The following is a 24,662-nucleotide window of genomic DNA, read 5'->3' as shown; positions in this document are numbered from 1 at the left end:
TGGTTGCATATTAGAGCCATGAGCATGGACGCCGTCTTTCGCGCTTTGGCCGACCCGACCCGCCGGCAATTGCTGGACAGCCTTCATGACAGGAACGGGCAGACGCTGAACGGGCTGTGCGCTGAGATGGATATGACCCGCCAGGCGGTGACCAAGCACCTGGCGATCCTCGAGGAGGCGAACCTTGTCACCACAATCCGCAAGGGGCGCGAGAAGGAGCACTACCTCAACCCGGTTCCGATCAACGAGATCGCCGAGCGCTGGATCGGCAAATTCGAGCGGGGGCGGCTCTCCGCCCTCGGCGATCTGAAGAGACGCCTCGAAAAGGAAGACTGATGAGCAACGCCTTCGTTTATGTGACCTACATCCGCACCACGCCCGACAAGCTTTGGCAGGCGCTGACCGAACCGGAATTCCACGAGCAATATTTTCTCGGCGCCCGCATGCAGAGCGACTGGAGAAAGGGCTCCGCGTGGAAGATGGTCTATGCCGACGGCCGGGTGACCGACAGCGGCGAGATCCTCGAGATCGATCCGCCAAGGCGCCTGGTGATCAAATGGCGCAACGAGTTCATGCCGGACGTGAAGGCCGATGGCTACACCACCTGCACCTTCGTCATCGAGCAGGAGGGCGACATGGTGAAGCTTGCCGTCACCCATGCGGCCGACGGCCCGCACAAGCTGCTGGAGCATGTCGGCAAGGGCTGGCCGCTCGTCCTGTCGAGCCTGAAAAGCCTGCTCGAAACCGGGCAGGGCCTGTCTCGGCCGGCGTCGAAAGGCTGAAAATCATCGGTTCCGAGCCGAAACAATCATCCGGAGGCATCCATGATGCATGTTCCAGTGCCAACTTCAGCCGTGCAGAGCATGACCAATGGCGAGACCGTTATGGCCCAGGCCGAGATCGACGCGCCGGCAGAGCGCGTCTTCCGCGCGCTGATCTCCGACGAGGTCGAACAATGGTGGGGGTCCGCCGACACCTACCGGATGGTGAAATGGTCGGCAGACCTTCGCGCCGGCGGCCGATGGGCCGTCACGGTCCGTGAAGCCGACGGCAGGGAGCTGCCGGCCAACGGGGAATTCCTCGATATCGAGGTGCCGCGGCGGATCGTGCAGACAAGGCTCTATGCCTGGGATCACCCGACGCTTGGCCGCCGGCAAACGACGGTCGCCTGGCTGCTGGAACCAACCGCCGCGGGCACGCGCCTCACCATCTGCCATGGCGGCTTCGCCGGGCTGGCCGAAGCGGCGGCCGAACATGCCGAGGGCTGGGGACGCGTGCTGGGCTGGCTACAGGCGTATTTGGGTGCGGGAAGCCGAGTGGCGGCTTAGCCGACTGGTGGCGGTGCAGACCCTTTTGATGTCAGCGTCAAAGAGGGACCTTGACTCGGCTCAAATCACATTCAACTCGCGGAACGCCCGCCCTTCGGCAACGCGTTCGTAGCCAAAGGGGGAGCAATCGATCGTGCGGTAGCCACCATGGACGATCAGCTCGGCCAGCGCCTTGCCCACGGCGGGCGCCTGCTGCAGGCCGTGGCCGGAAAAGCCGTTGGCGAAGAGGAAATTGCCGACTTCGGGATGCGGGCCGATCACCGCGTTCTGGTCGAGCGTGTTGTAGTCGTAATGACCGGCCCAGGCGCGCGTCGGCTTGATCGCCTCGAAGGCCGGGATGCGGGTCGCCAGCACCGGCCAGATCACCTCTTCGAACAGCGGCCAGTCGACGTCGAAATCGGCGGGATCGGCCGGGCCGTCGCCCTCCTCCGCCTCGGCGCCGCCAGTGAGATAGACCGAGCCTTCCGGCCTGACATAGATGCCGGACGGGTCGACCAGCAGCGGCATGTCGGCATATTTCTCGCGCGCCTCGAAGACGAAGACGTTGCGCTTGCGCGGCTCGACCGGCAGCGCCAGCCCGGCGAGTGCGGCGACCTTGCCGGCGTTCGGCCCTGCGGCATTGACAAGGATGCCGGCCTCGAGCCGTTCGCCATTGTCGAGGCTGACGCCGGTAACGCGGTCACCCTGCCGCTCGATGCCGGTGACCGAAGCATTGATGAAGTCGATCTTCTTCTCACGCAACGCCTTGCGGAACAGCATCAGCATCGCATGCGCGTCGAACCAGCCCTCGCCGCTGCGGCCATAGGCGCCGGCGGTGATGCCCTCAGCCGACAGCCATGGAAAACGGCGCACGAGCTGTTCGGCATCCTCCAGTAAAATGTCGGCCCCTTCGGCAACCTGCGCCTCGTGGTTGGCCCTGAGGATCGGCAGCCCGGCCTCGCCGGCGAGAATGAGATAGCCGCCCTCGCGAAAACCGATGTCGGCGTCGGCGCCGAATTCTTCCTTCAGCCGGCGGAACAGTTTCAGCGTGAATTGCGACAGGCGGATATTTTCAGGAATGGAGAATTGCTGACGGATCGAGGCCATGGATAGCGTTGTCGCCGCTTGGGAAAATTGCGGGTCGCGCTCGATCAGCGCGATCGAGCCGGAAAAGCCCTCCTCGCGCAGATAATAGGCAATCGAGGAGCCGACGATGGCTCCGCCGATGAGGACGATGTCGTAGCGCACTTTTTTCTCCGATCCGCTGCCGGCGTCCTTACGCAACCGGCAAGACAATCTCGAAGCGCGTGCCGCGCTCGGAGTCAACCAGCCTGATCGTGCCATCCTGCGCTTTCAGGAGGGCCAGCACGATGCCGAGCCCCATGCCGGTGCCCCCGGTAGAGCACCGCGCGATGCCGCCTGCTCCCTTGCCTCAACCCGCGGCAGGCGGCATAGATCTGGCATGACGACCGATCTCTACCGCCCGCGCCGCTCGGTGCTCTATGTCCCGGCCTCGAACGACAAGGCGCTGGCCAAGATGGCGCAGCTTGCCTGCGACACCGTCATCATCGATCTGGAGGATGCCGTCGCCCCGGCCGACAAGGCCGCGGCGCGCGAAAGGCTGGCCGGCATCTTCAGCAATCGTCCTGATACCAACCATAGTGGCCGGCGCTGCGAGATGGTGGTGCGCATCAATGCGCTCTCGAGCGAATGGGGCGGCGCCGACCTGCTGGCGGCAGCGAAGGCGGAGCCGGACGGCATCCTGCTGGCCAAGGTCGACACGCCCCGCGACGTGCTCGAGGCGGGTGACGTGCTCGACGACAATTCCGCCCCCGACAGCGTGAAACTATGGGCGATGATCGAGACGCCGAAGGCCGTGCTCAATGTCGGCGCCATCGCCGAACTTGGCCGCGATCCTGCCTCGCGGCTTGATTGTTTCGTTGCCGGAACGAATGACCTGACCAAGGACACCGGCATTGTGGCGACGTCGGACCGGCGTTATCTCCTGCCGTGGCTGATGCAGATGGTGCTGGCGGCGCGTGCCGGCGATCTCGATATCGTCGACGGCGTCTTCAACGATTTTCGCGCGCTCGATGCTTTCAGCCGCGAATGCACGGAAGCGGCCGCCATGGGCTTCGACGGCAAGACGCTCATCCATCCCGCCCAGATCGAGGCGGCGAACCGCGCCTTTGCGCCGTCGGCGGAGGCGGTGGCCAAGGCCCGTGCGGTGAAGCAGGCCTTTGCGCTTCCGGAAAATGCCGGCAAGAACGTGATTGCGCTGGAGGGAAGGATGGTCGAACGGCTGCACCTTGCGCAGGCCGAAAAACTTCTGGCGAAGGCGGCGGCCGTCGGCGCATGATGTGCCGTGTTGGATTGCCGATCGCGGGCGATGGACTGACGACAGGAATTGAATGATGAAACTCTACCGCTTTCTCACCGCTCCGGACGACGCCAGCTTCTGTCACAAGGTGACGGCGGCGCTGAACAAGGGCTGGCACCTGTTCGGCTCCCCCACCTACGCCTACGACAAGAAGACCAAGACCATGCGCTGCGGCCAGGCCGTGGTGAAGGATGTCGACGGCCAGGAATACGGGCCGGACACCAAGCTCAGCGAGTGGTAGCCCCTCGCATCCACAGCCACGCCGCCAGCCAGGCGATCGATGCCGCAAGCATCGCCAAGCCCAGGTCAAGAGCCAGCTCCGGAACGAACGCACGAAGCGCGATCGGCACCGCGCCAATGAGATAGAGAGCGAGAGGAATGCGCGGCACGCCTCTTGCAACGGCGAGAGAGATTACAAACGCGAGCGTTCCAACCAGAAAAAGAACCGAACTGGCGACCAGAGCCAGACCGAGCGGTCCGGCTCGCAGCTCGACGATGGTTGTGAGCGGAAGCTTCGAAAATACCAGATTGATCACTGCTTCCACGCCTACCAAACTTGCCAACGCAACGAAGTTGATGACAAACGCGATAGTGCCGAACAGCCCCGCGCGCCGGCCAAACGCAAGAAACAGGCCCACGACGAGGCCAAGCGCCAATATCTCGGCGACTGGTGCGAGAAGTTGCGTCAGATCGGTGGTCGCGATGAGCGAGCTGCGTTTAGCCGCGTTGACCAGAAGAATAAGCGCGCTTCCCATCCCGGCAACGGCGGCAAGCCGATAAAGCGTGAGGCTGGGCACAGTCGCGCTCGACTGAACAATCGCGAAATTCTCCTGCTGAAATTCTTCGGCTGGACTCTGATGCGAAATGACCGATTGCGAGCGGGGTGGGGCTGTTCTGGCGAGCATGTTCGTCTCCTCAGCTGGGAGTTCGGGAGCCGCGAAGACCGTAGGCCTGTTCCGATCCCATCAGTAATCACTGCTTACATCCTCTGGCCGGAATTGTAAACGGCGATTACATAAATCGCGGAATCATGCTACAGAGGCGGGGAGCTGCTCCACGGAACGAAGGGAAAGAGATGGCAAAAGCCAAGGCGCCTCATCGCACTGGTTACCACCATGGCAATTTGCGGGAGGTCCTGATCGATGCCGCGGTTCAACTGGTCGAGGAAGGCGGCCCCGACAATGTGAGCGTGCGCGAAGCCGCAAAACGTGCCGGCGTTTCCCCTGGCGCGCCATTCCGTCACTTCAGCAACAAGACCGCGTTGATGACGGCTGTCGCGGAGCAGGCAATGAGCCGATTCCGCTCGGAGATCACGAATGCGGACGAGAAGGTTGCGACGGACGATCCGATCGAACGCTTTGCCGCTGTTGGAATCGCCTATTTGCGCTGGGCAATTCGAAACCCCACCCACTTCCAGATCATCTCGACACGCAATCTTATTGATTGGGATGCTTCAGAGTCGCTGCGTCACGATAACGAAGCGGTGCGTTCGCTGATGGAAGCGTCAATGGCAGAAGCACAGCGACGAAACATGCTCCGGTCGGACGACATGGCAGAGACCCAGATAGCCGCGAGGGCGCTCGTCTACGGGCTCGCACGCATGTACATTGATGGACATTTTGCGCAATGGGCAGTGGCAGGACATACCGGGGAGCAGACTGTGCAGAACGTATTAAAACATTTCGTCACACTCATTGTGAAATGACGGCCTGACGTGGAACCGGTCACTCGGCTGCCTCTTCGATCTTCTCCATATCGTCGTCCGAGAGGCCGAAATGGTGGCCGATCTCGTGGATCAGCACATGGGTGACGATGTCGCCCAAAGTCTCCTCGTTCTCGGCCCAGTAATCGAGGATGGCGCGGCGGTAGAGCGTGATGCGGTTCGGGCCTTCGCCGGTCTGCGGGTTCCAGCGCTCGGCGATGCCGCGTCCCTCGAACAGGCCGAGCAGGTCGAAGGGGGTTTCCAGTGACAGGTCGTCCATGATCTCGTCGGTCGGGAATTCGGCGATCTGGATGACGATCTCGCCGGTCAGCTTGCGAAAATCCTCGGGCAGATGGGCGTAGGCCTCCAGCGCCAGGAACTCGATCTCGTCCATCGACGGCGAAAGCTGGTCGTGCCAAATGCGGGTCTTGTAGATGCGGGCCATGCTTTGTCCTTTGATCCCGGCATATAGGCTTTTGGGCCACAATCGGCAAATGACGCGGCGGCTAACCCCAGGATTGCTTACGGCACCCGGAGCCGTTTGGCATGGCTTGAGGCGCGGCCGGCTGTCCGACCATGTTGGCCCTCTTATCGGAGAGGAATAAATTCCCCATGAGTCTGCTTGACTCTTCGGGTCGCCTCTGGAATCTATAAGAACATAACAGGAACAATTGTGAGTGGACACTGACCGTCATGGCGATGACCGCCGTGGCGCGGGAGACTGTTTTTGCCCTGCGCCGCCAGATCGCGAAGATCGAGGGAACGCTGCCCGAGCGCCTGCAGGCGCCGGCCGGCGCGGCTTCCGACGCCGGCACGGCCGCCGCGGACCGCACCGTGGTCCGGCGCGGCATCGCCGTAGCCAGGCCGGATGCTTTCCTGCGCACCGGCGTCGGCCGTCTCGATGCCGCCCTCGGTGGCGATTTGGGCGGCGATTTGAGCGGTGGCCTGCCGAAAGCGGCCTTAAGCGAAATCCATGGCGTCGAGACCCGCGATGCCGGAGCCGTCGCCGGCTTCGCCCTGTCGCTCGCCAGCCTGATCCTCAAGCCCAGCCTGGTTCTCAAGCAAGGGCCGCGATTGCCGGTGCTGTGGATCGGCACTCAGGAGGTTTTTCGCGAAGCGGGTTTTCCCTATGCCCGGGGCCTTCACGCCGCCTTCGGCATCGAGCCGGAGCAATTGCTGTTTTCCGAGGCGCCAAGGCTCGCCGATGCGCTGTGGGTCGCCGAGGAGGCGGCCCGCATGAAGGCGCTCGCCGCCGTCATCCTTGAAGTCCGCGGCAATCCGCAGCGGCTGGACCTGACCGCGACGCGCCGGCTGCACGCCCGCGCGCAGAGCGCCGGCCGGCCGGTCTTCCTGCTGCGGCAGGCGGCCGAACCCGAACCGACGGCGGCGCCCGTCCGCCTCATCGTCTCACCGGCGCCGGCAGGGTCGCGCGACACGGTCGGCGGGCCGCTTGCCGGCTCGATCGGCCGCCCCGCCTTCACCATCAGCATCGGCAAGAGCCGCACGGCCCTGCCGGGACAATTCATATTGGAGTGGAACCCCGATGAACGCATATTCGATGAAAGAAGGATTGGGGAAGAACGAGCAAAGAATCCTGTCCCTGTGGTTTCCCTATCTCGCGGCCGAACGGATCCTGCGGCAGCGCCTGGGGCGGTCCTGGCGTTCCCGACCGTCGGATCACCGGCCGCTGGTGATCAGCCATCGCGACAGCAACGCGCAGCGCATCTTAGCCCTCGACGAGCGGGCTGAGGCGCTGCATCTGAAGCCCGGCATGGGCATCGCCGATGCGCGCGCCATGCATCCGTCGATCGACATAATGGAGGCCGATGCCGAAGCCGACCGGCGCCTGCTCGAAGGCCTTGCGGACTGGTGCGACCGCTATACCCCGCTGGTGGCGCTCGACGGGACCGACGGCCTGTTCCTCGACGTCACCGGCTGCACCCATCTTTTCGGCGGCGAACGCGCCATGCTGGACGAGATCCTGTCGCGCTTCTTCCATCAGGGCTTCGACGTTCGCGCCGGGCTTGCCGCGACACCCGGCGCCGCCTGGGCGGCGGCGCGGTTCTGCGGCGACCGCATCGTTGCCGGCGGCGAGGAGGAAGCGCTCCTGGGGCCCTTGCCGCTGGCGGCGCTACGCATCGCGCCGGAAACCCGCGCCAGCCTGGAAAGTGTTGGCCTGCGCACGGCGGGCGCGGTGATGGCCGCGCCGCGCGCGCCGCTCGCCCGCCGCTTCGGTGCCTCCCTGCTCTTGCGCCTCGACCAGGCGCTCGGCCGTCTCGACGAGGCGGTGTCGCCGCGCCTGCCCGTCGCGCCGCTTTCGGTCGAACGCCATTTGGCCGAGCCCGTCACGCTGACAGAGGACATAGAACGGCTGGTGGGCATGCTGGCGACGACCCTGAAGATCGACCTTGAGCGGCGCGGCGAAGGCGCGAGAAGCCTGGCGCTGCTCTTGTTCCGCGTCGACGGCGCCGTCAGCCGCATCGCGCTCGGCACGTCGCGACCGATGCGCGAACCCCGGCTGATCCAGAAATTGTTCCATGAGCGGCTGGCCGCCCTCGAGCAGCATATCGATGCCGGCTATGGCTTCGACCTGGTGCGGCTTTCGGTACTGGCGGCGGCGGCCTTCGACATGCCGCAGGCCGACCTGACAGGCGAAACGACCGACGACGGCGCCGATATCGCGCTGTTCGCCGACCGCATCCGCGCCCGGCTCGGCGAGGGCGCGGTTCTCAAGCCGGTCGCCGTGGAAAGCCATCTGCCCGAGCGTGCCGTCGCCACCATCCCCTTCACGGAAACCCCGCGCCGCATCACGCCGCCGAAGAAACCGGACAGGATGCAGGCGCCGATGACCATCTTCCCGCCGGAGCGGCCGATCCGGCTTTTCCGCTCGCCCGAGCCGATTGAGGTGCCGGCCACCGAAATGCCCGAGGGACCGCCGCTGAATTTCCGCTGGCGGCGTGCGCTCTACAGGGTCGCCCGCGCCGAAGGCCCTGAACGCATCGCGCCGGAATGGTGGCGTGAATTTTCGAGCGACGAAGCGGCGTCGACACGCGACTATTTCCGCATCGAGGATGCCGACGGCCGCCGCTACTGGCTCTACCGGCAAGGTCTCTATGGCGGCTCTGAAATCCCGCCGCGCTGGTTCCTGCACGGGGTCTTCGCATGAACGCGCTGACCGCCATTCCCTATGCGGAATTCGGCATCCAGTCGAATTTCTCGTTCCTGCGCGGCGCCTCCAAGCCGGAGGAGCTGGTGGTCGCGGCCAAGCTCATGGGGTTCTCCGCGATCGGGCTCGCCGACCGCAACACGGTGGCGGGTGTGGTGCGCGCCTGGCAGCAGGCTAAGGTCGAGACGCTTGCCTACCACCCCGGCAGCCGGCTGGTTTTTTGCGACGACACGCCTGATATTCTCGCCTATCCGCAGAACCGCAAGGGCTGGGGGCATCTGTGCCGCATGCTCACGCAAGCCAATCTGCGCGAGGAGAACGAAAAGGGCGCGACCCTTCTGCGGCGCGACGACCTTCTCGAATGGGGGGATCTGATGTCGCTGTCGGTCCTGCCCGACCTGGCGGCGGGGGCCGAGGGCACACTAGCCCTGCTTGGCGAGCTCAAGGACCGTTTCGGTAAAAACCTGCGGCTTGGCGTTTCGCCCGATTATGCGGGAAACGACCGCTTCAGGATCGAGCAGGCGGCGGCGATGGCGGAGCTGGCCGGCCTGCCCTTGATGGCGACCAACGACGTCCTCTACCACACGGCCGAGCGGCGCCCGCTGCAGGACGTGCTGACCGCGATTCGCCTCAACATTCCCGTTTCGGAGGTCGGGCTGGAACTCACGGCGAATGCCGAGCGCCATCTGAAGCCGCCGCTGGAGATGGCGCGCCTGTTCCGCAGGCACCCGGAGGCACTGGCCGAAACGCTGCGCTTCGCGCAGGAGCTGACCTTCTCGCTCAGCGACCTTCAGTACAATTACCCCGACGAGCCGACGCAATCAGGGCTCGGCCCGCAGGCGGAGCTGGAAAGGTTGGCGCGGGAGGGGGCGGCCAGGCGCTATCCCTCGGGCGTGCCGCAATCGGTGACGAGGCGCATCGAGGAAGAGCTCGCCCTTATTGAGCGCCTGAACTATGCCCGTTATTTCCTGACCGTCCACGACATCGTCAAATTCGCCCGCAGCCAGGATATTCTCTGCCAGGGGCGCGGTTCGGCCGCCAATTCGGTCGTCTGCTTCTGCCTCGGCATCACCGAGGTCGGGCCGGAGCGAATCGACACGCTGTTCGAACGCTTCATTTCCGAGGAGAGGAACGAGCCGCCCGACATCGACGTCGATTTCGAGCATGAAAAGCGCGAGACGGTCATCCAATATATCTACGAGAAATACAGCTCCAAGCGCACCGCGCTGGCCGCCGCCGTCATCAGCTATCGCGGCCGCTCGGCGCTGCGCGAAGTGTCGAAGGCGATGGGCCTGTCCGAGGATGTCAGGGCATCGCTCTCCGGCTCGATCTGGGGCTGGTCGACCTCGGAGCTCGGCGAGAAGGAAGCCCGGGCCGGCGGCCTCGATCGCGCCGACCCCATATCGCGGCACGTGATGGAGCGTGCCAACGAGATCATGGGCTTTCCCCGTCACCTCTCCCAGCATGTCGGCGGCTTCGTCATCACCAGGGACCGGCTCGACGAGATCGTGCCCATCGTCAAGACGGCGATGGAGGAACGCAAGATGGTCGAATGGGACAAGGACGATCTCGACGCGGTCAAGATCCTCAAGGTCGACGTGCTGGCGCTCGGCATGCTGACTTGTCTCAAACGCGCCTTCACTCTGCTGACGGACCATTATCCGCAGGCGCGAGACCCTTACGGGCAGCCCTATGTCCTTGCCACCCTGCCGGAAGAGGCGAAGCCGGTCTATAAGATGATCGGTCGCGCCGACACGATCGGCGTCTTCCAGATCGAATCGCGCGCGCAGATGTCGATGCTGCCGCGTCTCAAGCCAAAAGAATTCTATGACCTTGTCATCGAGGTGGCGATCGTGCGGCCCGGCCCGATCCAGGGCGACATGGTCCACCCCTATCTGCGCCGCCGGCAAGGCAAGGAGCAGCCCGAGTATCAGAAACCGGAGCTGGAGGCGATCCTCCACAAGACGCTGGGCGTTCCTCTGTTCCAGGAACAGGCGATGAACATCGCCATCGTGGCCGGTGGCTTCAAGCCTGGCGAGGCCGACGAGTTGCGCCGCGCCATGGCCACCTTCAAGCGCACCGGCACGATCGGCAATTACCGCCGGCGCATGATCGACGGCATGGTCGGCAAGGGCTACACCCGGGATTTCGCCGAACGCTGTTTCAAGCAGATCGAGGGTTTTGGCGAATACGGCTTTCCCGAAAGCCATGCCGCCTCCTTCGCGCTGCTGGTCTATGCCTCCTGCTGGTTCAAGACCTTCTATCCCGACGTGTTCTGCGCCGCGATCCTGAATTCACAGCCGATGGGATTTTACCAGCCGGCCCAGCTTGTTCGTGATGCGCGCGACCATGGCGTCGACATCCGCGAGGTCGACGTCAATTTCTCGGTCTGGGACTGCACGCTGGAACAGGCGGCTTTCGACCCGGCCCGCATCCTGCCGCGCCATGCCGACATGCGCGGCGTCATCGCGACGCAGCACGCGGTGCGGCTCGGCTTCAGGCAGATCAAGGGACTTTCCAAGGAGCGCATGGACGCCTTCGTCGAGCGACGCGGTTCAGGCTACATATCCGTCCGGGATGTCTGGCTGCGCTCCGGCCTCGATGTCGCCGAGATCGAAAGACTGGCGCAGGCCGATGCCTTCCGCTCGCTCGGCCTGGACCGCCGCGCCGCACTTTGGGCGGTGCGCGCCCTCGACGGCAAGAGTGCCGCCGAAAAGCTGCCGCTTTTCGACCAGCCGGCGCTGCGGCTACGCGAGCTGGAGCCGGAGACGAAGCTGCCGAAAATGCCGCTCGGCGAGCATGTCATCCACGATTACCGCTCGCTCGGCCTGTCCTTGAAGGCGCACCCGGTCGCCTTCCTGCGCGAGCGGCTCGACCGGGCCGGCGTCACGCCCAATGCCAGGCTGTGCTCGGTGCGGGACGGACGGCGCGTCTCGGTCGCCGGGCTCGTTCTGGTGCGGCAGCGCCCCGGCAAGGGCAATGCGGTCTTCCTGACGCTGGAGGATGACGAAGCCGTCGCCAACGTCATTTTCTGGCAGCGGACCTTCGACCGCTTCCGTCCCATCGTCATGGGCGCGCGCTTCGTCAAGGTCACCGGCAAATTGCAGTCGGAATCGGATGTCGTCCACATCGTCGCCGAGAAGATCGAGGATCTGACGCCCTGGCTCACGGTGTTGCTGGAGAAGGTCGACCAGGCCAGTTTGCCGGGCGCCGGTTCTCAGGGGCACGCCTCGAGGGAGGATCCGGATCGTCCCGGCCGGCCCGCGATGCGGAACCCACCGGCCGGGCAGGATTTGGCAACACTGTCGGAAGAAGCGGAAAGCGTCATGCCCAGGGGCCGCAATTTTCAGTAGACACATCAATGCCTTCGTCATCCACCGGCGGAGCAAGGAGCGAAGCGACGCGGCGCGAGGATTCATGCCGCGACGTCTCCGCACCGCAGCGGTGCGAAACTTGACGCTGGCGGGCGAGCCCCCCTCTCGCCTGCCGGACCCGGCCCTTCGCTGTCGCTTCGGGCGCTCTTCGTTCGCAAAGCCAAGCAATTGGCTTTGCGTCCACTTCATGGACCACTCCTCGCCCCCTCAAGGGGGAGATTGGCAGTTTCAACGCTCCGCCAATTCCTGCAACAATGGAGATTGGCGAAGGCGGAGGTGACATTCGATCTCCCCCCTTGAGGGGGAGATGCCCGGCAGGGCAGAGGGGGGCGCCGTAGAATGCCGACCGATAATTTTCACGTCGAGCCGGCCGGCCCGCCCAGCCGCGGCGGCAGCACGTCTTCCGCCGAGATGCTCCGTGCCTCCGAAGGCAGCATGATCGGGATGCCGTCGCGCACGGGATAGGCGAGCTTGGCGACCCGCGAGATCAGTTCGCCGCGCTCGGGATCCCAGGCCAGCGGCCCCTTGGTCAGCGGGCAAGCCAGCAGCTCCAGCATCCTGGGGTCGACATTCGCTCTCTTTCCGTCACGCCCATCCGCCGCCATCGTGCCCTCTCTCAACATCCTACTGCAGGCTCGAGCCAAAATCCTCGTTCTCGCGCGCCAGCGCCATTTCGGTGATGGCGATCAGCGTTTCGGCGCGGGTCTTGAGATCGGCCGCTTCGAGCAGCGCCTGCTTCTCGGCCGGTCCATAGGGCGCCATCATCGACAGCGCGTTGACCAGCATGGCGTTTTCGGCCCGGCTGACGCTTTCCCAGTCGGCCTCCAGGTCGTTGGCCTGCAGATAGGAGCGGAACGCCCGCAGCAGCGCCGGCCGGTCGACCTCGGCGGCCGCCTGGTCGTCGTCGAGATCGGCGAGAAAGGGGGCGATCTTGCCTTGGCGGAACGGCGTCTTGACCGTCAGCTCATGGGTGACACGGAACCGGCACACACCCTGCAGCGAAATCAGGTAGCGGCCGTCGCCGGTCTCGGAAAGCGCTATGATGCGGCCGGCGCAGCCGACATTGCAGAGTTCCGGCTCGCCATCGTCGCGCAAGGCGCCGTCGAGGCTGGGCTGGATGACGCCGATCAGCCGTGAGCCGGCGATCGCCTCGTCGACCATCTGCAGGTAGCGCGGCTCGAAGATGTTGAGCGGCATGCGGCCGCCCGGCAGCAGAAGCGCGCCCTCGAGCGGAAAGACCGGGATGGTCGACGGCAGATCCCTGGCGAGCCGGTAGTGAGCGTTTCCCGCTTGCACCTCGTTCCTCCGATCGCTTCGCCTGGGAAGCGCCTCCATGCCGCGATCCGCCTGTCGCTGCCCGGGGTTGTTGGCTTCCCGAGGGAAAGGCGGGCCGGATTCGTCCTATCTGGCGCGGCCGGCGCCGGGTGCAAGCCCCGCGCGACCATTCGGCCGCGCCGGCTCAGGAAAACAGCAGCGACGACAATTTGCGCCGCGCGGCAAGCGTCGCCTCGTCGGTCATGCCCCAGGCCTCGAAGAAGCGCAGCAATTGCGCCTTGGCGCCGTCCTCGTTCCAGCCGCGGTCAGCCTTGATGATGGCCAGGAGATTGTCGGCGGCCGCATCGCGCTCGCCCCTGGCGTTCTGGACCATGGCCAGATCGAAGCGGGCCTGATGGTCGCCGGGATTCTCAGCCAGCCGGCGCTCGAACTCCGCCGGGTTGCCGAGTTCGGACGCTTGCGCGGCCAAGGTCATCCTGGCGCGCAGCGCGGCCAGCGGCGGCGCATCGGCCTTGGCCTGCGGCGCCCGCGCCAGCATCGCCTCGGCGCCTTCGGTATCACCGGCCTCGAACAGCAATTCGCCTAGCCCCGCTATCGCCTCGATCGTCTCCGGCGCCTGCTCGAGCACGGCGTCATAGATGTCGGCCGCCGTCTGCACGTCGCCGGCAGCGCGCGCCTCGGCCGCCGCCGTCAGCGCCTCGGTTACATCAGCCGCACCATTGCCCTTGCCGCCGACCTTGTCGATGAACTGGGTGATCTGGCTCTCGGGGATGGCGCCCATGAAGCCATCGACCGGCTGGCCGTCCTTGAAGGCGATGACCGCGGGAATGGACTGGATGCCGAGCTGGCCGGCGATCGAGGGATGGTCGTCGATGTTCATCTTGACCAGCTTGACCTTGCCGCCGGCGGCGCGGACCGCCTTTTCCAGTTGCGGCGTCAGCTGCTTGCACGGCCCGCACCACGGCGCCCAGAAATCCACCAGCACCGGCTGGCGGCGCGATTCCTGGATGACATCGGCGGCAAAGGCCGCGGTGGTCGTATCCTTGATGACGTCGCCGGCGGGGGCGGCGCCGGCCGCAGGTTTCTGCGGTTCCGCGCCGCCGCCATACTGCACCGTCGTGGCATACTGGCCGCCGCTGTTGCCAAAGGAGCCGCCAAACGGATTGTTGTCACTCATGTCGTCGCCCTTTCGGTGGCGCCAGCGGATCGGCGCACTGTCCTTGGTTGGAAACCGGTTTCGCCATCCATGTGGCGATCATGCCGAGACTTTCAAGATAGCAGCATCGTGCCCGGTTGCCTCGACGAATCTGACGAGGTCGCCCGATGCGATCGACGTCGTCGCCTCATTGGTCAGCGGATGCGCGTTGATCACCGCATGCCGCATCAGCGCCTCGTCGAGCACGACCCTGACCCTGTGCTGCGTGTCGTTGATCAGGCCAAACACCGTGACTGCGCCCGGGGCGACGCCCAGAAGCTCCATCAGCATCTCCGGCTTGCCGAAGGAAACGCGGCCGGCGGCGCCGATCACATGATGGATCTGCTTCAGGTCGACGACAGCATCCTCGCCGACCGTGACCAGGAAGAAGGCGTCCTTCTTGTCCTTCAGGAACAGGTTCTTGGTGTGGCCGCCGGCGATTTCGCCGCGCAGCGCCTGCGAATCGGCGACCGTATAGAGCGGCGGATGGCGTTTCGTCGAAACGGCGATGCCGAGTTCGGCAAGAAAGGCAAAGAGCTCGGCTTCGGTCCTGGGCATGGGGTTCTCGTCTTCGGCTGGTTTCCAGCCATGCCGTTTACGGCCAATGACATGGTCGAGACAAGACCGCCGCGCGACGCGGCGCCGAATCCTTCCGCCTCCCGCCGGCGGCCCGCCGGCCTCGTCCGGCGCATTGAAAAAAGCCTGCGATTTCCCTGTTGCAATCGCCGCGCTCTTCAGCCATATAGGCCCGGCTTGCGGCCCAAAGCCGCGCGAGCGGGTGTAGCTCAGGGGTAGAGCACAACCTTGCCAAGGTTGGGGTCGAGCGTTCGAATCGCTTCACCCGCTCCAGTTTCCTCTTGGGGAATTAAGCAATTAAAAGAAAGCGCCGCCTAGTGCGGCGCTTCTTTTTTGCGCGTAGGTCATTGATATCTCCCATGACTTGGCGAGCCAGGGCACGATCTTTGTCGGCTCGCCATAGCTCTGGTCTGTTAGCGAATCGACAAGCTGACAAACGTCAACCGATCCATACCCGTGGCTGCTTTGCTGCGGATCGATGCAATCCGCCTGACTCGGACTGTCGCACCATCTCCGCTACGCACTGCCCAGAGCGATCGCGATACCCTGTCCGACACCGATGCACATCGTGGCCAGGGCCAGTCGTGCTTTTCGGGACCGCAACTCGAGCGCGGCAGTGCCGGTGATGCGAATGCCCGACATCCCAAGCGGGTGCCCGAGCGCGATCGCTCCGCCGTTCGGGTTCACATGCTCCGCGTCCTCGGGGATCCCGAGTTCGCGGAGCACGGCGATGCTTTGGGAGGCAAATGCTTCATTCAGCTCGATGATATCGAAGTCCGAAGGCGCGATGCCGAGGCGCGCGCAAAGCTTGCGTGTCGCCGGAGCCGGGCCGATCCCCATGATCCGTGGGGCAACCCCGGCCGTCGCGACGCCCAGAATCCGGGCGATCGGTGTGAGCCCGAATGCCTTGACGGAGGCTTCGGACGCGATGATCAGCGCTGCCGCTCCGTCGTTCACGCCAGAAGCGTTGCCCGCTGTGACGGTGCCACCTTCCTTTTTGAACGGCGCTGGAAGCTTGGCGAGCGACTCGGTTGTCGTTCCGGTGCGTGGATGTTCGTCGCGATCGACCACGATAGCATCGCCTTTGCGCTGGGGTACGGTCACCGGAGTGATCTCCAGCGTCAGCCGGCCATTTTCCTGAGCGGCGGCGGTCCTGGCCTGGCTGCGTGCGGCGAAGCTATCCTGATCGGCGCGGCTGACCTTGAAGGCTTCCGCAATGTTTTCGCCCGTCTCCGGCATCGAATCGACGCCATACTGCTTCTTCATCAATGGATTGACGAAGCGCCAACCGATCGTGGTGTCGTAAATCTCGGCATTGCGCGAAAACGCTTCGCCCGCCTTCGGAAGCACGAACGGCGCGCGGCTCATGGATTCGACGCCACCGGCGATGATCAGGTCGGCTTCGCCGGCCTTGATGGCCCGTGCAGCGATGCCCACGGCGTCCATTCCAGAACCGCACAGGCGGTTGACCGTGCTGCCGGGGACTTCGATCGGCAGTCCCGCCAACAGCGATGACATGCGCGCGACATTGCGGTTGTCCTCGCCTGCCTGGTTGGCGCAGCCAAAGATGACCTCATCCACTGCGAACCAGTCCAGGCCTGGATTGCGGTGCCGCAGCGCTCGCAGCGGCACCGCGCCGAGATCGTCGGTCCGGACCGAGGACAGCGAACCGCCAACCCTGCCGATCGGGGTGCGGATGTAGTCGCAGATGAAGGCCTCGGTCATTCAGAGCTCCGGTGCCGTCAAGGATTTGATTTCGCCATCGACCTTAAGCTCTGCGCCGGTCAGCGCCTTCAATTCATCGAAGCTCATCGCAAGCAGCTTCTCGCGCAGCACGAAACGACAATCGATGATGTCTATGACCGCAAGGCTCGTGTAGACCCTCGTCACGCAGCGCACGCCGGTCAGGGGAAGGCTGCAGGCTTTCACCAGTTTCGGACGACCGTCCTTGGTGACGTGATCGGTGATGACGGCCACGCGTTTTGCTCCGTGCACCAGATCCATGGCACCACCGACCGCTGGTATGCCCTTGGGTCCTGTGCTCCAGTTCGCAAGGTCACCGGTCTCGGCCACCTCGTAGGCGCCGAGAATGGCAACGTCGAGATGTTCGCCACGCACCATCGCGAAGCTGTCGGCATGGTGGAAGAACGAAGCGCCCGGATTGAGCGTGACCGCCTTCTTGCCCGCATTGATCAGATCCCAGTCCTCGTCGCCTGCCGCCGGGGCTTCGCCAAAATTGAGGATGCCGTTTTCGGTGTGGAAGATCGCCCGGCGCCCAGGCGGCTGAAAGCTCGCCACCATCTCGGGAAAGCCTATGCCGAGGTTCACATAAGCGCCGTCCTCAATGTCCTGCGCGGCGCGCCATGCAATCTGCGCGTTGGTCAGCTTGACTGTCATGCGTATGCGACCCCTTGGCGGATAAGCGTCTCTTCCTGCATCGGGTTCGAGACCTCGATCACCTGGTCCACGAAGATCCCGGGCGTCACGACCAGCTCAGGATCAATCGCACCGGGCTGGACGATCCGGCGCGCCTGAACGACGGTCGTGCGTGCGGCCATCGCCATCAGCGGCGAGAAGTTGCGTGCCGCCTTCCTGTAGGTGAGGTTACCATGAGGGTCGGCAAGTTCCGCCTTGATGAGGGCCACATCCGCCTTCAGCCAACGTTCCTGCACGTAGTGGCGCCCATCGAACTCGGCCACAGGCTTGCCGGCCGCGAGATCGGTCCCGTAGCTCGTCGGCGTGTAGAAAGCCGGAATACCCGCGCCACCGGCGCGGATTCGTTCGGCCAAGGTCCCCTGTGGAACCAGTTCGAGCGCGATTTTCCCGGCAAGGTACCGCTCGGTGAATGCCCGCGGATCGGACGAGCGCGGGAACGAGCAGATCATCTTGGCAACCATGCCATTGTCGATCATGGCGGCGATGCCGATGCGACCGTTCCCTGCATTGTTGTTGACGATCGTAAGGTTTTTCGGGGCGCCGGTAGCGCGAAAACGGTCAATCAGTGCGTGGATCAGCTCTATCGGAGCACCTGCGCCGCCGAAGCCGCCGATCATGACGGTCATGCCGTCTTCGACGATTGCCACTGCTTCCGCGAGGCTCGCGATTGTCTTGTCCACGTAACCAGCCTTTCCCGGCACCAAGATCGATTTCGCCGCCACACGTATCGGCAGATGAGATCTTTCGGCAAGCCGGCTTGTGCGATATCATTCGTTTGTTGACATATCGCACAAGGTGAATGGATGCCCATTTCCGAACGGGACACGATGGGTGGCTTGGCCAAGGGATTGTCTGTCATAGAGACGTTCACGGTGGAACGGCCACGGCAGTCGATCACGGACGTCGCGACTGCATCCGGTCTCGACAGGGCGACAGCCAGACGCTGTCTCCTTACGCTTTCCCATCTCGGCTACGCAGACTACGACGGAAAGTTCTTCACGCTCACGCCGCGCGTGTTGAGGCTCGGGACAGCCTGTCTGGCAACCATGCCGCTGCCGCATCTGGTGCAGCCTTTGCTGGATGGCCTTTCGGAGCGGCTCGGCGAAAGCTCGTCCGTCTCGATTCTGGACGGCACCGACGTCGTCTATGTCGCGCGCGCGGCGCAGCGAAAGGTGATGTCGATCGCGCTGATGCCCGGCTCGCGGCTTCCGGCATACTGCACTTCCATGGGGCGCGTGCTCCTGGCAGCCATGCCTCCGGAACGCGCTGCACATCTTCTATCTTCCCATGCCCTGCCGGCGCGGACTGCTCATACCTTGACCGACCCCGACACCATCCTTGCGGAGTTAGGGCGGGTGCGGACGCAAGGGTTCGCGTTGATCGATCAGGAGGTCGAGCTCGGATTGCGCTCGATCGCCGTGCCGTTGATGACCGTGCGCGGGACGGTGATCGCAGCCGTGAACGTCGGCGTTGCCGCGACACATGTGGGTGTCAGCAATCTCGTTGCGCTCTACCTGGAGCCGTTGCGTGCACTTCAAGCTGAGCTGCGGGCAGTGCTGCGTTAGGGCGCTGCCATGGAGGGAATTAGCGTCCAAGTCGCTCGAAGTAGGAGAGCATGTTCCACCCATGATCTTGTCGACGCCCGCTTCATCGTAGCCGCGGCGGGCGAGCTCATGGAAGATCGAGGTGGCGGATCACGCCGAACACATCCTCGTCCGGAACATCCGCGAGAAGGCGGTCTCCAGCGCCTGCAGCCTTGGGCGTGAGGCGATATTCGACCCGGGCAGCAAACCCTGAACGCAATGGGCGAGGCCTTCAACCCCGAGGATTTCCATCGAGTGGTTTTCGGAGGGTGGAGCCGGACATTCGCGGCCGTCGAGACGGAGATCGCGAAACTACATTCTCGGTTCAAAGCGCGACGTTTCTTCGCGCAAGTGACTGGCCTCTCACGCACCGCCCTGTCGCTGATCCGCTGCGGCATTTTTCGCGGCCATAGCCGATCCGTTGTAGGCCTGCATCTGCGCCAGCTTCGCCATGCGCCGGGCGGCCTCTGCGAGCGCCGCGCAATGCTGTTTGAAGTTTTGCTCTATGATCTGACCATAGGGTCCCGTAAGTCCCACCGCGTATATAACCTCACCGCTCGTCGGCCTTATCGGAAATGCGATCGAGCCCAGGCCCGGAACATGCTCGGCCAGGTCCATGGCGTAACCCTGCTCCCGAACCTCGGCCAATTCCCTGGTCAACTCCGCGATCTTCGTTTTCGTCCGATCGGTATAGCTGCGCAGCTCCGTCGCCAGGATCCTCTTCACGGTCTCCTGCGGATGAAACGCAAGGATCGCCTTGGCCGAAGCGGTCGCATTTACAGGCATGGCCATGCCCGGCATGACATAGGTCCGGACCGGAGTGTCGGGCGCGACGCAGGTGACCGAGCGCACTTCGGTACCGTCGAACTTCGACAGGAACGCCGACTGGCCGGTGCGGTCGGCCAAATCCTGAAGCGGTCGCTGCGCGAGCGTCGTCAGCCAGCCGCTATCCGGAGACATCTGTAGCAGCTGCAGCAGGCGATCGCCGAGACGGTATGTCCGATTGCGAACGCTCTCGGCGGTGATCATCCCGCTTTCGATCAAGGCATGCAGCAGCCTGTTGATCGTGGTTTTGGGCAATCCAAGCGTCGTTTCGAGTTCGATCGCCGTCAGGCCATGCTCGAACGGCGCGACCGTCTCCATGATCGAGATGTAGCGCTCGAGGGGGCTGTCCTTGGCGCTCGGCTTCTTCGACTTCGTATTCAAGGGCACCTACGCCGATCTGACAATTGCAACTGCAAGAAGGTTATCGTTCAAAACAGACATGAGGGGCAAGGTCAGTCCCTTGTTATTCCGCCGCGCCTTGAGCCCGGGGCTCCGTAGAATAGCCGAACGGCCGCACGCCCTCGATCGGTCGGGCTCCGTTAGTAACCCGAATCCGGAAATGTCCTCGCAAATTCCGAAATTCGGTATTATCCCCATTTTATGGTCCCCTCGATTGACTCGCAAGCCAAATCCTGATTATCGGACTAAATACCGATTTTCGGAGGAACTTGAAATGGCTGAACTCCCGCGTGTGACCTACTCGAACATCGGAGTGGATTTTTCCCCGGTTCACGCTCACCTCGACGCAATGATCCCGGATTTCGAGAAGAACACACTGGGTCGCGAGTGGTCGACGCCGTTTGCGACTGGCGCTCGGAAAGAGATCCTGAGCCCGATCGACAAGAAGATCTCTCTCGGCAAGTTCCCGGCTTCAACCCCGTCAGACGTCAAGTCGGCGATCCAGGCTGCCCGAGCCGGCGCGAAGGCCTGGAACCGTTCGACGCTGGACGATCGCCTTGCATTCGGCGCCCGCTGGCGAGAGGCGCTGGCGGAGCGGAAGTATGACCTTGGTTTGGCGGCGCTATACGAGATCGGAAAGTCCCGCCTCGAGGCAGTCGGCGAAGCCGAGGAATGCCTCGACATGGTCGAGTACTACGCATCGGAGATGAAGGCGAACAACGGGTTCGTCCGGCCGATGAACATGTTGGTCGAAAACGAGACCGCTACGAGCGTCATGAAGCCCTATGGCGTCTTCGCGGTCATCGCTCCTTTCAACTTTCCGCTCGCCTTGTCGATCGGCATGGTCTCGGGTGCGCTGTTGACAGGCAATGCGGTGGTCTACAAGCCGTCGCCGGGTTGCGCGCTGACCGGACTGCTGATTGCCGAAACGCTTCGCAAGGCGGGATTGCCCGAAGGTGTTTTCAACATCGTGCTTGGCGATGGAGAGGTGGGGCGCCTTCTTGCCACCGACAACGGCATCGACGGCGTTGCATTCACGGGCTCCCATAAGACCGGCATGAGCATCTTCCGTCACATGGCAACGCTGCCCCACATGAAGCCCGTCATCGCCGAAATGGGTGGCAAGAACCCTGCCTACGTGACCAGCAAGGCCGATCTCGACCGTGCGGCGCAGGGAGTGGCGCGCTCCGCTTTCGGCCTGCAAGGCCAGAAGTGCTCCGCATGCTCGGTCGTGTATGTCGACGAGAAGGTCAAGGCGGAATTCATCGAGAAGCTGGTAGCATTCGCCGCAAAGCTGGTGGTCGGAGATCCTCGCAAGGCCGAGACCTTTATGGGCCCTGTCTATGGCGACGCCACAGTCGCCCTTTTCCAGGCCGCACTGTCGGAAGTCGAGGGCAAAGGCAAGGTGCATTTTGGGGGCGCCGCCCTGGGCCAGGGCTTTGCGGACAACTACGTCCTGCCGACGGTCGTCGAACTTGATGGTCCGGGCCGGCTGACCCGCGACGAACTCTTCATGCCTTTCGTGGTCGTCCGCGGTTTCGATAGTCTCGATGCCGCGATCGAAGAGGGCAACGACATCGCCTACGGACTATCCGCCGGCATCTTTACCAACGACCAGGAAGAGTTGCGTCACTTCCTCGACACCGCCGAAGCAGGGGTTCTCTACGCCAACCGTGCGAGCGGCGCGACGACGGGTGCATGGCCAGGCGCGCAGCCATTCTGCGGCTGGAAGGGCACCGGGGTCAGCGGCAAGGGCGGTCTCGGCTCGTGGTTCCTGCCACAGTACCTGCGCGAGCAGAGCCACACGATCATGACCAGGTGATCGAAAGAGGTCGCGCTCTTCGCCGCGGCCATCCAAGGCTGTCTCCTTCATCGGTTTACAAGATTATGCGCCACTATCCAGATTCAATGTCGAAATCCCGCGAGATGTTCGAACGGGCCCGCAAGGTCATGCCGGGAGGGAACACCCGGACAACGGTCTTCATCGACCCGTTTCCGATCTATGCCCAGCGCGGCGAGGGCTGCCGCGTCTGGGACGTCGATGGAAACGTCTACTACGACTGCATCAACAATTTCACGGCCATGATCCATGGCTACGGCCATCCCGCCGTCACGGCGGCGGTGGTGGACCAGATGCCCCGGGGATCGGCTTTCGGAGCGCCCACCGAGAGCGAACTTGATCTTGCTGAACTGTTGGTGGAGCGCCTCCCGTCGGTCGAGCAGGTTCGCTTCGCCAACTCCGGCACGGAAGGCGTCATGATGGCGATCAAGGCGGCTCGGGCGTTCACCGAACGGCCGAAGATCGTCAAGATCGAAGGTGCCTACCATGGCTCCTACGACTTCGCGGAAGTCAGCCTGGACAGCTCGCCCGCCAACTGGGGCGACATGCCTGCCTCGACGGCATACGCGAAAGGCACGCCGAAGGGAGTTCTCGACGACGTCATCGCGGTGCCGTTCAACGATACGGAGGCGCTGCGTGCCGTCTTCGACGCGCATGGCGACACGATTGCGGGTGTTCTGATCGACCCGATGCCGAACCGCGCCGGACTTATTCCCGCGCGGAAGGACTATCTCGACGCGATGGTCGAGATCGCTCATGCCGCCGGCTCGCTGGTGATCTTCGACGAGGTGATCTCGCTCCGCCTTGGCTATTCGGGGGCGCAGGGCCTGTGGAGCATCACGCCCGATCTGACGGCTCTCGGCAAGATCATCGGCGGAGGGTTCCCGGTCGGTGCCGTCGGCGGCCGCGCCGACGTGATGGCGGTGTTCGATCCAACGCGAGGCAAGCCTGCATTGCCGCATGGCGGCACCTTCACCGCGAACCCGGTGACGATGCGAGCCGGTCTGGCGGCGATGCGCGCGTTGACCCCGGCCAGCTTCGCGCATCTGGACGCTATCGGCAGCCTGCTTCGCGACGGCATCACGGCCTCGCTTGCCCGCCATGGCCTCAACGGGCAGTGCGTCGGTCTCGGCTCGCTCTTCAAAGTCCATTTCACTGCGTTGCCGATCACGGACTATCGGTCGGTCTATCCGGGTGCGTCCGAACGCGCGAAGCTCGACCTGTTCCACAAGGGTCTGCTCGACCGCGGCGTGCTTTCGGCGAGTTACGGACTCTTCGCGCTTTCCACCTCGATGACCGAGGAAGACGCACGCGAGATCCTTTCCGCAATCGACGGCGCCCTCGCAGCAATCGCAAAGCAATGACGTAGCGCGTCCGGCGCCGGATCCATCCGGCACGGGACGACGCAGCAACAGATGGAAGTCACATGACAGCTTCTCCTCACGTCGTCGTCATCGGTGCGGGCACACTCGGCATGTGCTCTGCGCACGCGCTCGCGGAACAGGGCGCTCGCGTCACCGTCATCGACGCACAATCCATTGCGTCAGGATCCAGCGGCCGCTCGGTCGGGGTCGTTGGTACACAGCTGACGGATCCGTTCGAGATCCAGCTGCGCATGCAATCCGTGCAGCGCATCCGCCGGTGGCAGGAGCGCCTCGGTCTCGGCTTCAGCCCTATCGGCTATCTGCGTCTGGCGCGCACCTCCGAGCAGATGGAACTGTTCGCCCGCTCGGTGGAGATCCAGCGCAATGCCGGCTTCAGGTCCAGGGTTTACCAGGCGAACGAGCTCCAGCAGCTCGTGCCGCACTTGAGTTCAGATGGGCTCGAAGGCGGCATCTTCGGGCCGGACGACGGCTTCCTCGACCCCCACGAAATGTGCACGTTGCTGGCGCAAGAGGTGAAGAAGCTCGGCTCCGAGGTTTTCCAGTTCCGCAAGCTGCTTGGTGTCGCGCGGACATCCGGTGGCTATCGGTTGGACACCAGCAAGGGTCCGATCGGCTGCGACTTCGTCGTGAACGCGGCAGGCGCCTGGGCGCCACGCGTTGCCGGGATGCTTGGACAGACGCTTCACATCCACCCCGAGCGCCACGAGGCGCTGACAATCCACCTGGACGCGCCGCTTCCCTACACAATGCCGATGGTCATGGATCTGGTGAACGGGCAGGGCACCGGACTCAACTTTCGGCACGAGAAAGCGAGCGAGCTCATCGCCGAGATACACAAGGTAAGCTCGCCCTCGCCCGAGGATCCGGACAATTACAACGAGCAGTGCGAGGAAGGGTCCAAGGTCATGCTGGCCGAGATGCTGATCGAGCGCGTGCCTGATCTGCCGGGCGCCCGGCTCGGCCGGGGCTGGGCAGGTCTCTACCCTGTCACCGCCGACCACCGTCCCCATGTCGGACCAGTCGATCAGTCCGAGCCCGGTCTGATCACTGCGGCCGGTGCGGGCGGCTACGGGATACAGCTCGCGCCGGTGATAGGCCTGATCGTCGCGGACTGGGTGCTCAAGGGCTCTCCCGCATCGATCCCAGGCACCGAGAGTCTCGCTCCAACTCCGGAAAGAAACGTCCCCGCCGTACATACTGCGGCGGCTTGACCAGTAGG

Annotated in this window: 24 protein-coding genes, 1 tRNA gene and 1 pseudogene; 14 read left to right on the top strand and 12 right to left on the bottom strand. The window is 64.0% G+C overall.

Annotation, left to right across the window (positions count from 1 at the left end; genetic code table 11):
• Window positions 1-24: 24 nt before the first annotated feature.
• Genes FJ959_RS02980 through FJ959_RS02970 form a run of 3 tightly spaced genes read left to right on the top strand, consistent with a single transcriptional unit; the run spans window position 25 to window position 1,328 of the window.
• Window positions 25-336 carry a metalloregulator ArsR/SmtB family transcription factor gene (locus tag FJ959_RS02980; RefSeq protein WP_140524680.1) on the top strand — a complete coding sequence of 104 codons (312 nt, stop codon included), beginning with the start codon at window positions 25-27 and terminating at the stop codon, window positions 334-336.
• Window positions 336-782, top strand: a complete 447-nt coding sequence (locus FJ959_RS02975) for an SRPBCC family protein (protein WP_140628335.1) — start codon at window positions 336-338, stop codon at window positions 780-782. The genes FJ959_RS02980 and FJ959_RS02975 overlap by 1 nt, the downstream gene beginning before the upstream one ends.
• A gap of 42 nt (window positions 783-824) precedes the next feature.
• Window positions 825-1,328, top strand: a complete 504-nt coding sequence (locus tag FJ959_RS02970) for an SRPBCC domain-containing protein (protein WP_140628332.1) — start codon at window positions 825-827, stop codon at window positions 1,326-1,328.
• A 60-nt stretch (window positions 1,329-1,388) separates the two neighbouring features.
• On the opposite strand, the gene FJ959_RS02965 is transcribed toward FJ959_RS02970, so the two are convergent.
• Together FJ959_RS02965 and FJ959_RS02960 are read right to left on the bottom strand one after the other, a co-directional pair.
• Window positions 1,389-2,555, bottom strand: a complete 1,167-nt coding sequence (locus FJ959_RS02965; protein ID WP_140628329.1) for an FAD-binding oxidoreductase — start codon at window positions 2,553-2,555, stop codon at window positions 1,389-1,391.
• Between the two features lie 28 nt (window positions 2,556-2,583).
• Window positions 2,584-2,706, bottom strand: a pseudogene (locus FJ959_RS02960) (ATP-binding protein); the annotation flags it as partial.
• A gap of 63 nt (window positions 2,707-2,769) precedes the next feature.
• On the opposite strand from FJ959_RS02960, the gene FJ959_RS02955 reads away from it, so the two are divergent.
• Together FJ959_RS02955 and FJ959_RS02950 are read left to right on the top strand one after the other, a co-directional pair.
• Window positions 2,770-3,666: a CoA ester lyase gene (locus FJ959_RS02955; protein WP_140628326.1), complete on the top strand. Its 897-nt coding sequence runs from the start codon at window positions 2,770-2,772 to the stop codon at window positions 3,664-3,666.
• A gap of 55 nt (window positions 3,667-3,721) precedes the next feature.
• On the top strand, window positions 3,722-3,928 hold the full coding sequence (locus tag FJ959_RS02950) for a DUF1737 domain-containing protein (protein ID WP_140559183.1): 207 nt from the start codon (window positions 3,722-3,724) through the stop codon (window positions 3,926-3,928).
• Here FJ959_RS02950 and FJ959_RS02945 read toward each other — a convergent pair.
• Window positions 3,915-4,592, bottom strand: a complete 678-nt coding sequence (locus FJ959_RS02945; protein ID WP_210239496.1) for a hypothetical protein — start codon at window positions 4,590-4,592, stop codon at window positions 3,915-3,917. The genes FJ959_RS02950 and FJ959_RS02945 overlap by 14 nt on opposite strands.
• A gap of 170 nt (window positions 4,593-4,762) precedes the next feature.
• Between FJ959_RS02945 and FJ959_RS02940 the strand changes: the two genes are divergently transcribed.
• A complete protein-coding gene (locus tag FJ959_RS02940; RefSeq protein WP_140628323.1) occupies window positions 4,763-5,392 on the top strand; it encodes a TetR/AcrR family transcriptional regulator in 630 nt (209 codons plus the stop codon).
• A gap of 19 nt (window positions 5,393-5,411) precedes the next feature.
• Here FJ959_RS02940 and FJ959_RS02935 read toward each other — a convergent pair whose 3' ends face one another.
• Window positions 5,412-5,834: a metallopeptidase family protein gene (locus FJ959_RS02935; protein ID WP_140491980.1), complete on the bottom strand. Its 423-nt coding sequence runs from the start codon at window positions 5,832-5,834 to the stop codon at window positions 5,412-5,414.
• A gap of 248 nt (window positions 5,835-6,082) precedes the next feature.
• Between FJ959_RS02935 and FJ959_RS32045 the strand changes: the two genes are divergently transcribed.
• From FJ959_RS32045 to FJ959_RS02915, 3 genes are read left to right on the top strand one after another with little or no spacing between them, the layout of a single operon-like run.
• Window positions 6,083-7,138, top strand: a complete 1,056-nt coding sequence (locus tag FJ959_RS32045) for a hypothetical protein (protein WP_140628320.1) — start codon at window positions 6,083-6,085, stop codon at window positions 7,136-7,138.
• Window positions 7,080-8,555 (top strand): DUF6504 family protein, encoded by a 1,476-nt coding sequence (locus FJ959_RS02920; protein WP_140628317.1) that lies wholly within the window; start codon window positions 7,080-7,082, stop codon window positions 8,553-8,555. Before FJ959_RS32045 ends, FJ959_RS02920 begins: the two co-directional genes overlap by 59 nt.
• A complete protein-coding gene (locus FJ959_RS02915; RefSeq protein WP_140628314.1) occupies window positions 8,552-11,908 on the top strand; it encodes an error-prone DNA polymerase in 3,357 nt (1,118 codons plus the stop codon). Before FJ959_RS02920 ends, FJ959_RS02915 begins: the two co-directional genes overlap by 4 nt.
• A gap of 377 nt (window positions 11,909-12,285) precedes the next feature.
• On the opposite strand, the gene FJ959_RS02905 is transcribed toward FJ959_RS02915, so the two are convergent.
• The 4 genes from FJ959_RS02905 to FJ959_RS02890 form a co-directional block, all read right to left on the bottom strand.
• Window positions 12,286-12,534 (bottom strand): Trm112 family protein, encoded by a 249-nt coding sequence (locus tag FJ959_RS02905; RefSeq protein WP_140514079.1) that lies wholly within the window; start codon window positions 12,532-12,534, stop codon window positions 12,286-12,288.
• 19 nt (window positions 12,535-12,553) lie between these two features.
• Window positions 12,554-13,225, bottom strand: a complete 672-nt coding sequence (locus FJ959_RS02900) for an LON peptidase substrate-binding domain-containing protein (protein ID WP_140514078.1) — start codon at window positions 13,223-13,225, stop codon at window positions 12,554-12,556.
• Between the two features lie 163 nt (window positions 13,226-13,388).
• Entirely contained in the window at window positions 13,389-14,381 is a 993-nt protein-coding gene (gene trxA / locus FJ959_RS02895; RefSeq protein ID WP_140625342.1) for a thioredoxin, read from the bottom strand.
• A gap of 78 nt (window positions 14,382-14,459) precedes the next feature.
• A complete protein-coding gene (locus tag FJ959_RS02890) occupies window positions 14,460-14,957 on the bottom strand; it encodes a prolyl-tRNA synthetase associated domain-containing protein (protein ID WP_140524511.1) in 498 nt (165 codons plus the stop codon).
• A 216-nt stretch (window positions 14,958-15,173) separates the two neighbouring features.
• Here FJ959_RS02890 and FJ959_RS02885 point away from each other — a divergent pair.
• Window positions 15,174-15,248: transfer RNA gene (locus FJ959_RS02885), tRNA-Gly, on the top strand.
• Between the two features lie 243 nt (window positions 15,249-15,491).
• Here FJ959_RS02885 and pcaF read toward each other — a convergent pair.
• Genes pcaF through FJ959_RS02870 form a run of 3 tightly spaced genes read right to left on the bottom strand, consistent with a single transcriptional unit; the run spans window position 15,492 to window position 18,091 of the window.
• Window positions 15,492-16,700 carry a 3-oxoadipyl-CoA thiolase gene (pcaF, locus tag FJ959_RS02880; RefSeq protein WP_140628311.1) on the bottom strand — a complete coding sequence of 403 codons (1,209 nt, stop codon included), beginning with the start codon at window positions 16,698-16,700 and terminating at the stop codon, window positions 15,492-15,494.
• Entirely contained in the window at window positions 16,701-17,372 is a 672-nt protein-coding gene (locus FJ959_RS02875) for a 3-oxoacid CoA-transferase subunit B (protein WP_140524514.1), read from the bottom strand.
• Window positions 17,369-18,091, bottom strand: a complete 723-nt coding sequence (locus FJ959_RS02870) for a 3-oxoacid CoA-transferase subunit A (RefSeq protein WP_140628309.1) — start codon at window positions 18,089-18,091, stop codon at window positions 17,369-17,371. The genes FJ959_RS02875 and FJ959_RS02870 overlap by 4 nt, the downstream gene beginning before the upstream one ends.
• A 123-nt stretch (window positions 18,092-18,214) precedes the next feature.
• On the opposite strand from FJ959_RS02870, the gene FJ959_RS02865 reads away from it, so the two are divergent.
• Entirely contained in the window at window positions 18,215-18,976 is a 762-nt protein-coding gene (locus FJ959_RS02865) for an IclR family transcriptional regulator C-terminal domain-containing protein (protein ID WP_140514072.1), read from the top strand.
• Window positions 18,977-19,357: 381 nt separating this feature from the next.
• Here the strand turns inward: FJ959_RS02865 and FJ959_RS02860 are convergent, their stop codons facing one another.
• A complete protein-coding gene (locus FJ959_RS02860) occupies window positions 19,358-20,200 on the bottom strand; it encodes an IclR family transcriptional regulator (RefSeq protein ID WP_140514071.1) in 843 nt (280 codons plus the stop codon).
• Between FJ959_RS02860 and FJ959_RS02855 the strand changes: the two genes are divergently transcribed.
• The 3 genes from FJ959_RS02855 (at window position 20,169) to FJ959_RS02845 (ending at window position 24,654) form a co-directional block, all read left to right on the top strand.
• Complete coding sequence (locus FJ959_RS02855; protein WP_210239495.1) at window positions 20,169-22,040, top strand: aldehyde dehydrogenase family protein; 1,872 nt, start codon at window positions 20,169-20,171, stop codon at window positions 22,038-22,040. The genes FJ959_RS02860 and FJ959_RS02855 overlap by 32 nt on opposite strands.
• An 86-nt stretch (window positions 22,041-22,126) precedes the next feature.
• Complete coding sequence (locus FJ959_RS02850; protein ID WP_246678918.1) at window positions 22,127-23,422, top strand: aspartate aminotransferase family protein; 1,296 nt, start codon at window positions 22,127-22,129, stop codon at window positions 23,420-23,422.
• 62 nt (window positions 23,423-23,484) lie between these two features.
• Window positions 23,485-24,654, top strand: coding sequence for an FAD-binding oxidoreductase (locus tag FJ959_RS02845; RefSeq protein WP_140628303.1), 1,170 nt, complete (start codon window positions 23,485-23,487; stop codon window positions 24,652-24,654).
• Window positions 24,655-24,662: the final 8 nt, after the last annotated feature.

It is taken from the genome of Mesorhizobium sp. B2-2-4 (assembly GCF_006442375.1).
In the GTDB taxonomy this organism is placed as follows: domain Bacteria; phylum Pseudomonadota; class Alphaproteobacteria; order Rhizobiales; family Rhizobiaceae; genus Mesorhizobium.
The sequence above is the reverse complement of the archived record's forward strand: the minus strand, read 5'-3'. Positions and strand labels throughout refer to the sequence as shown.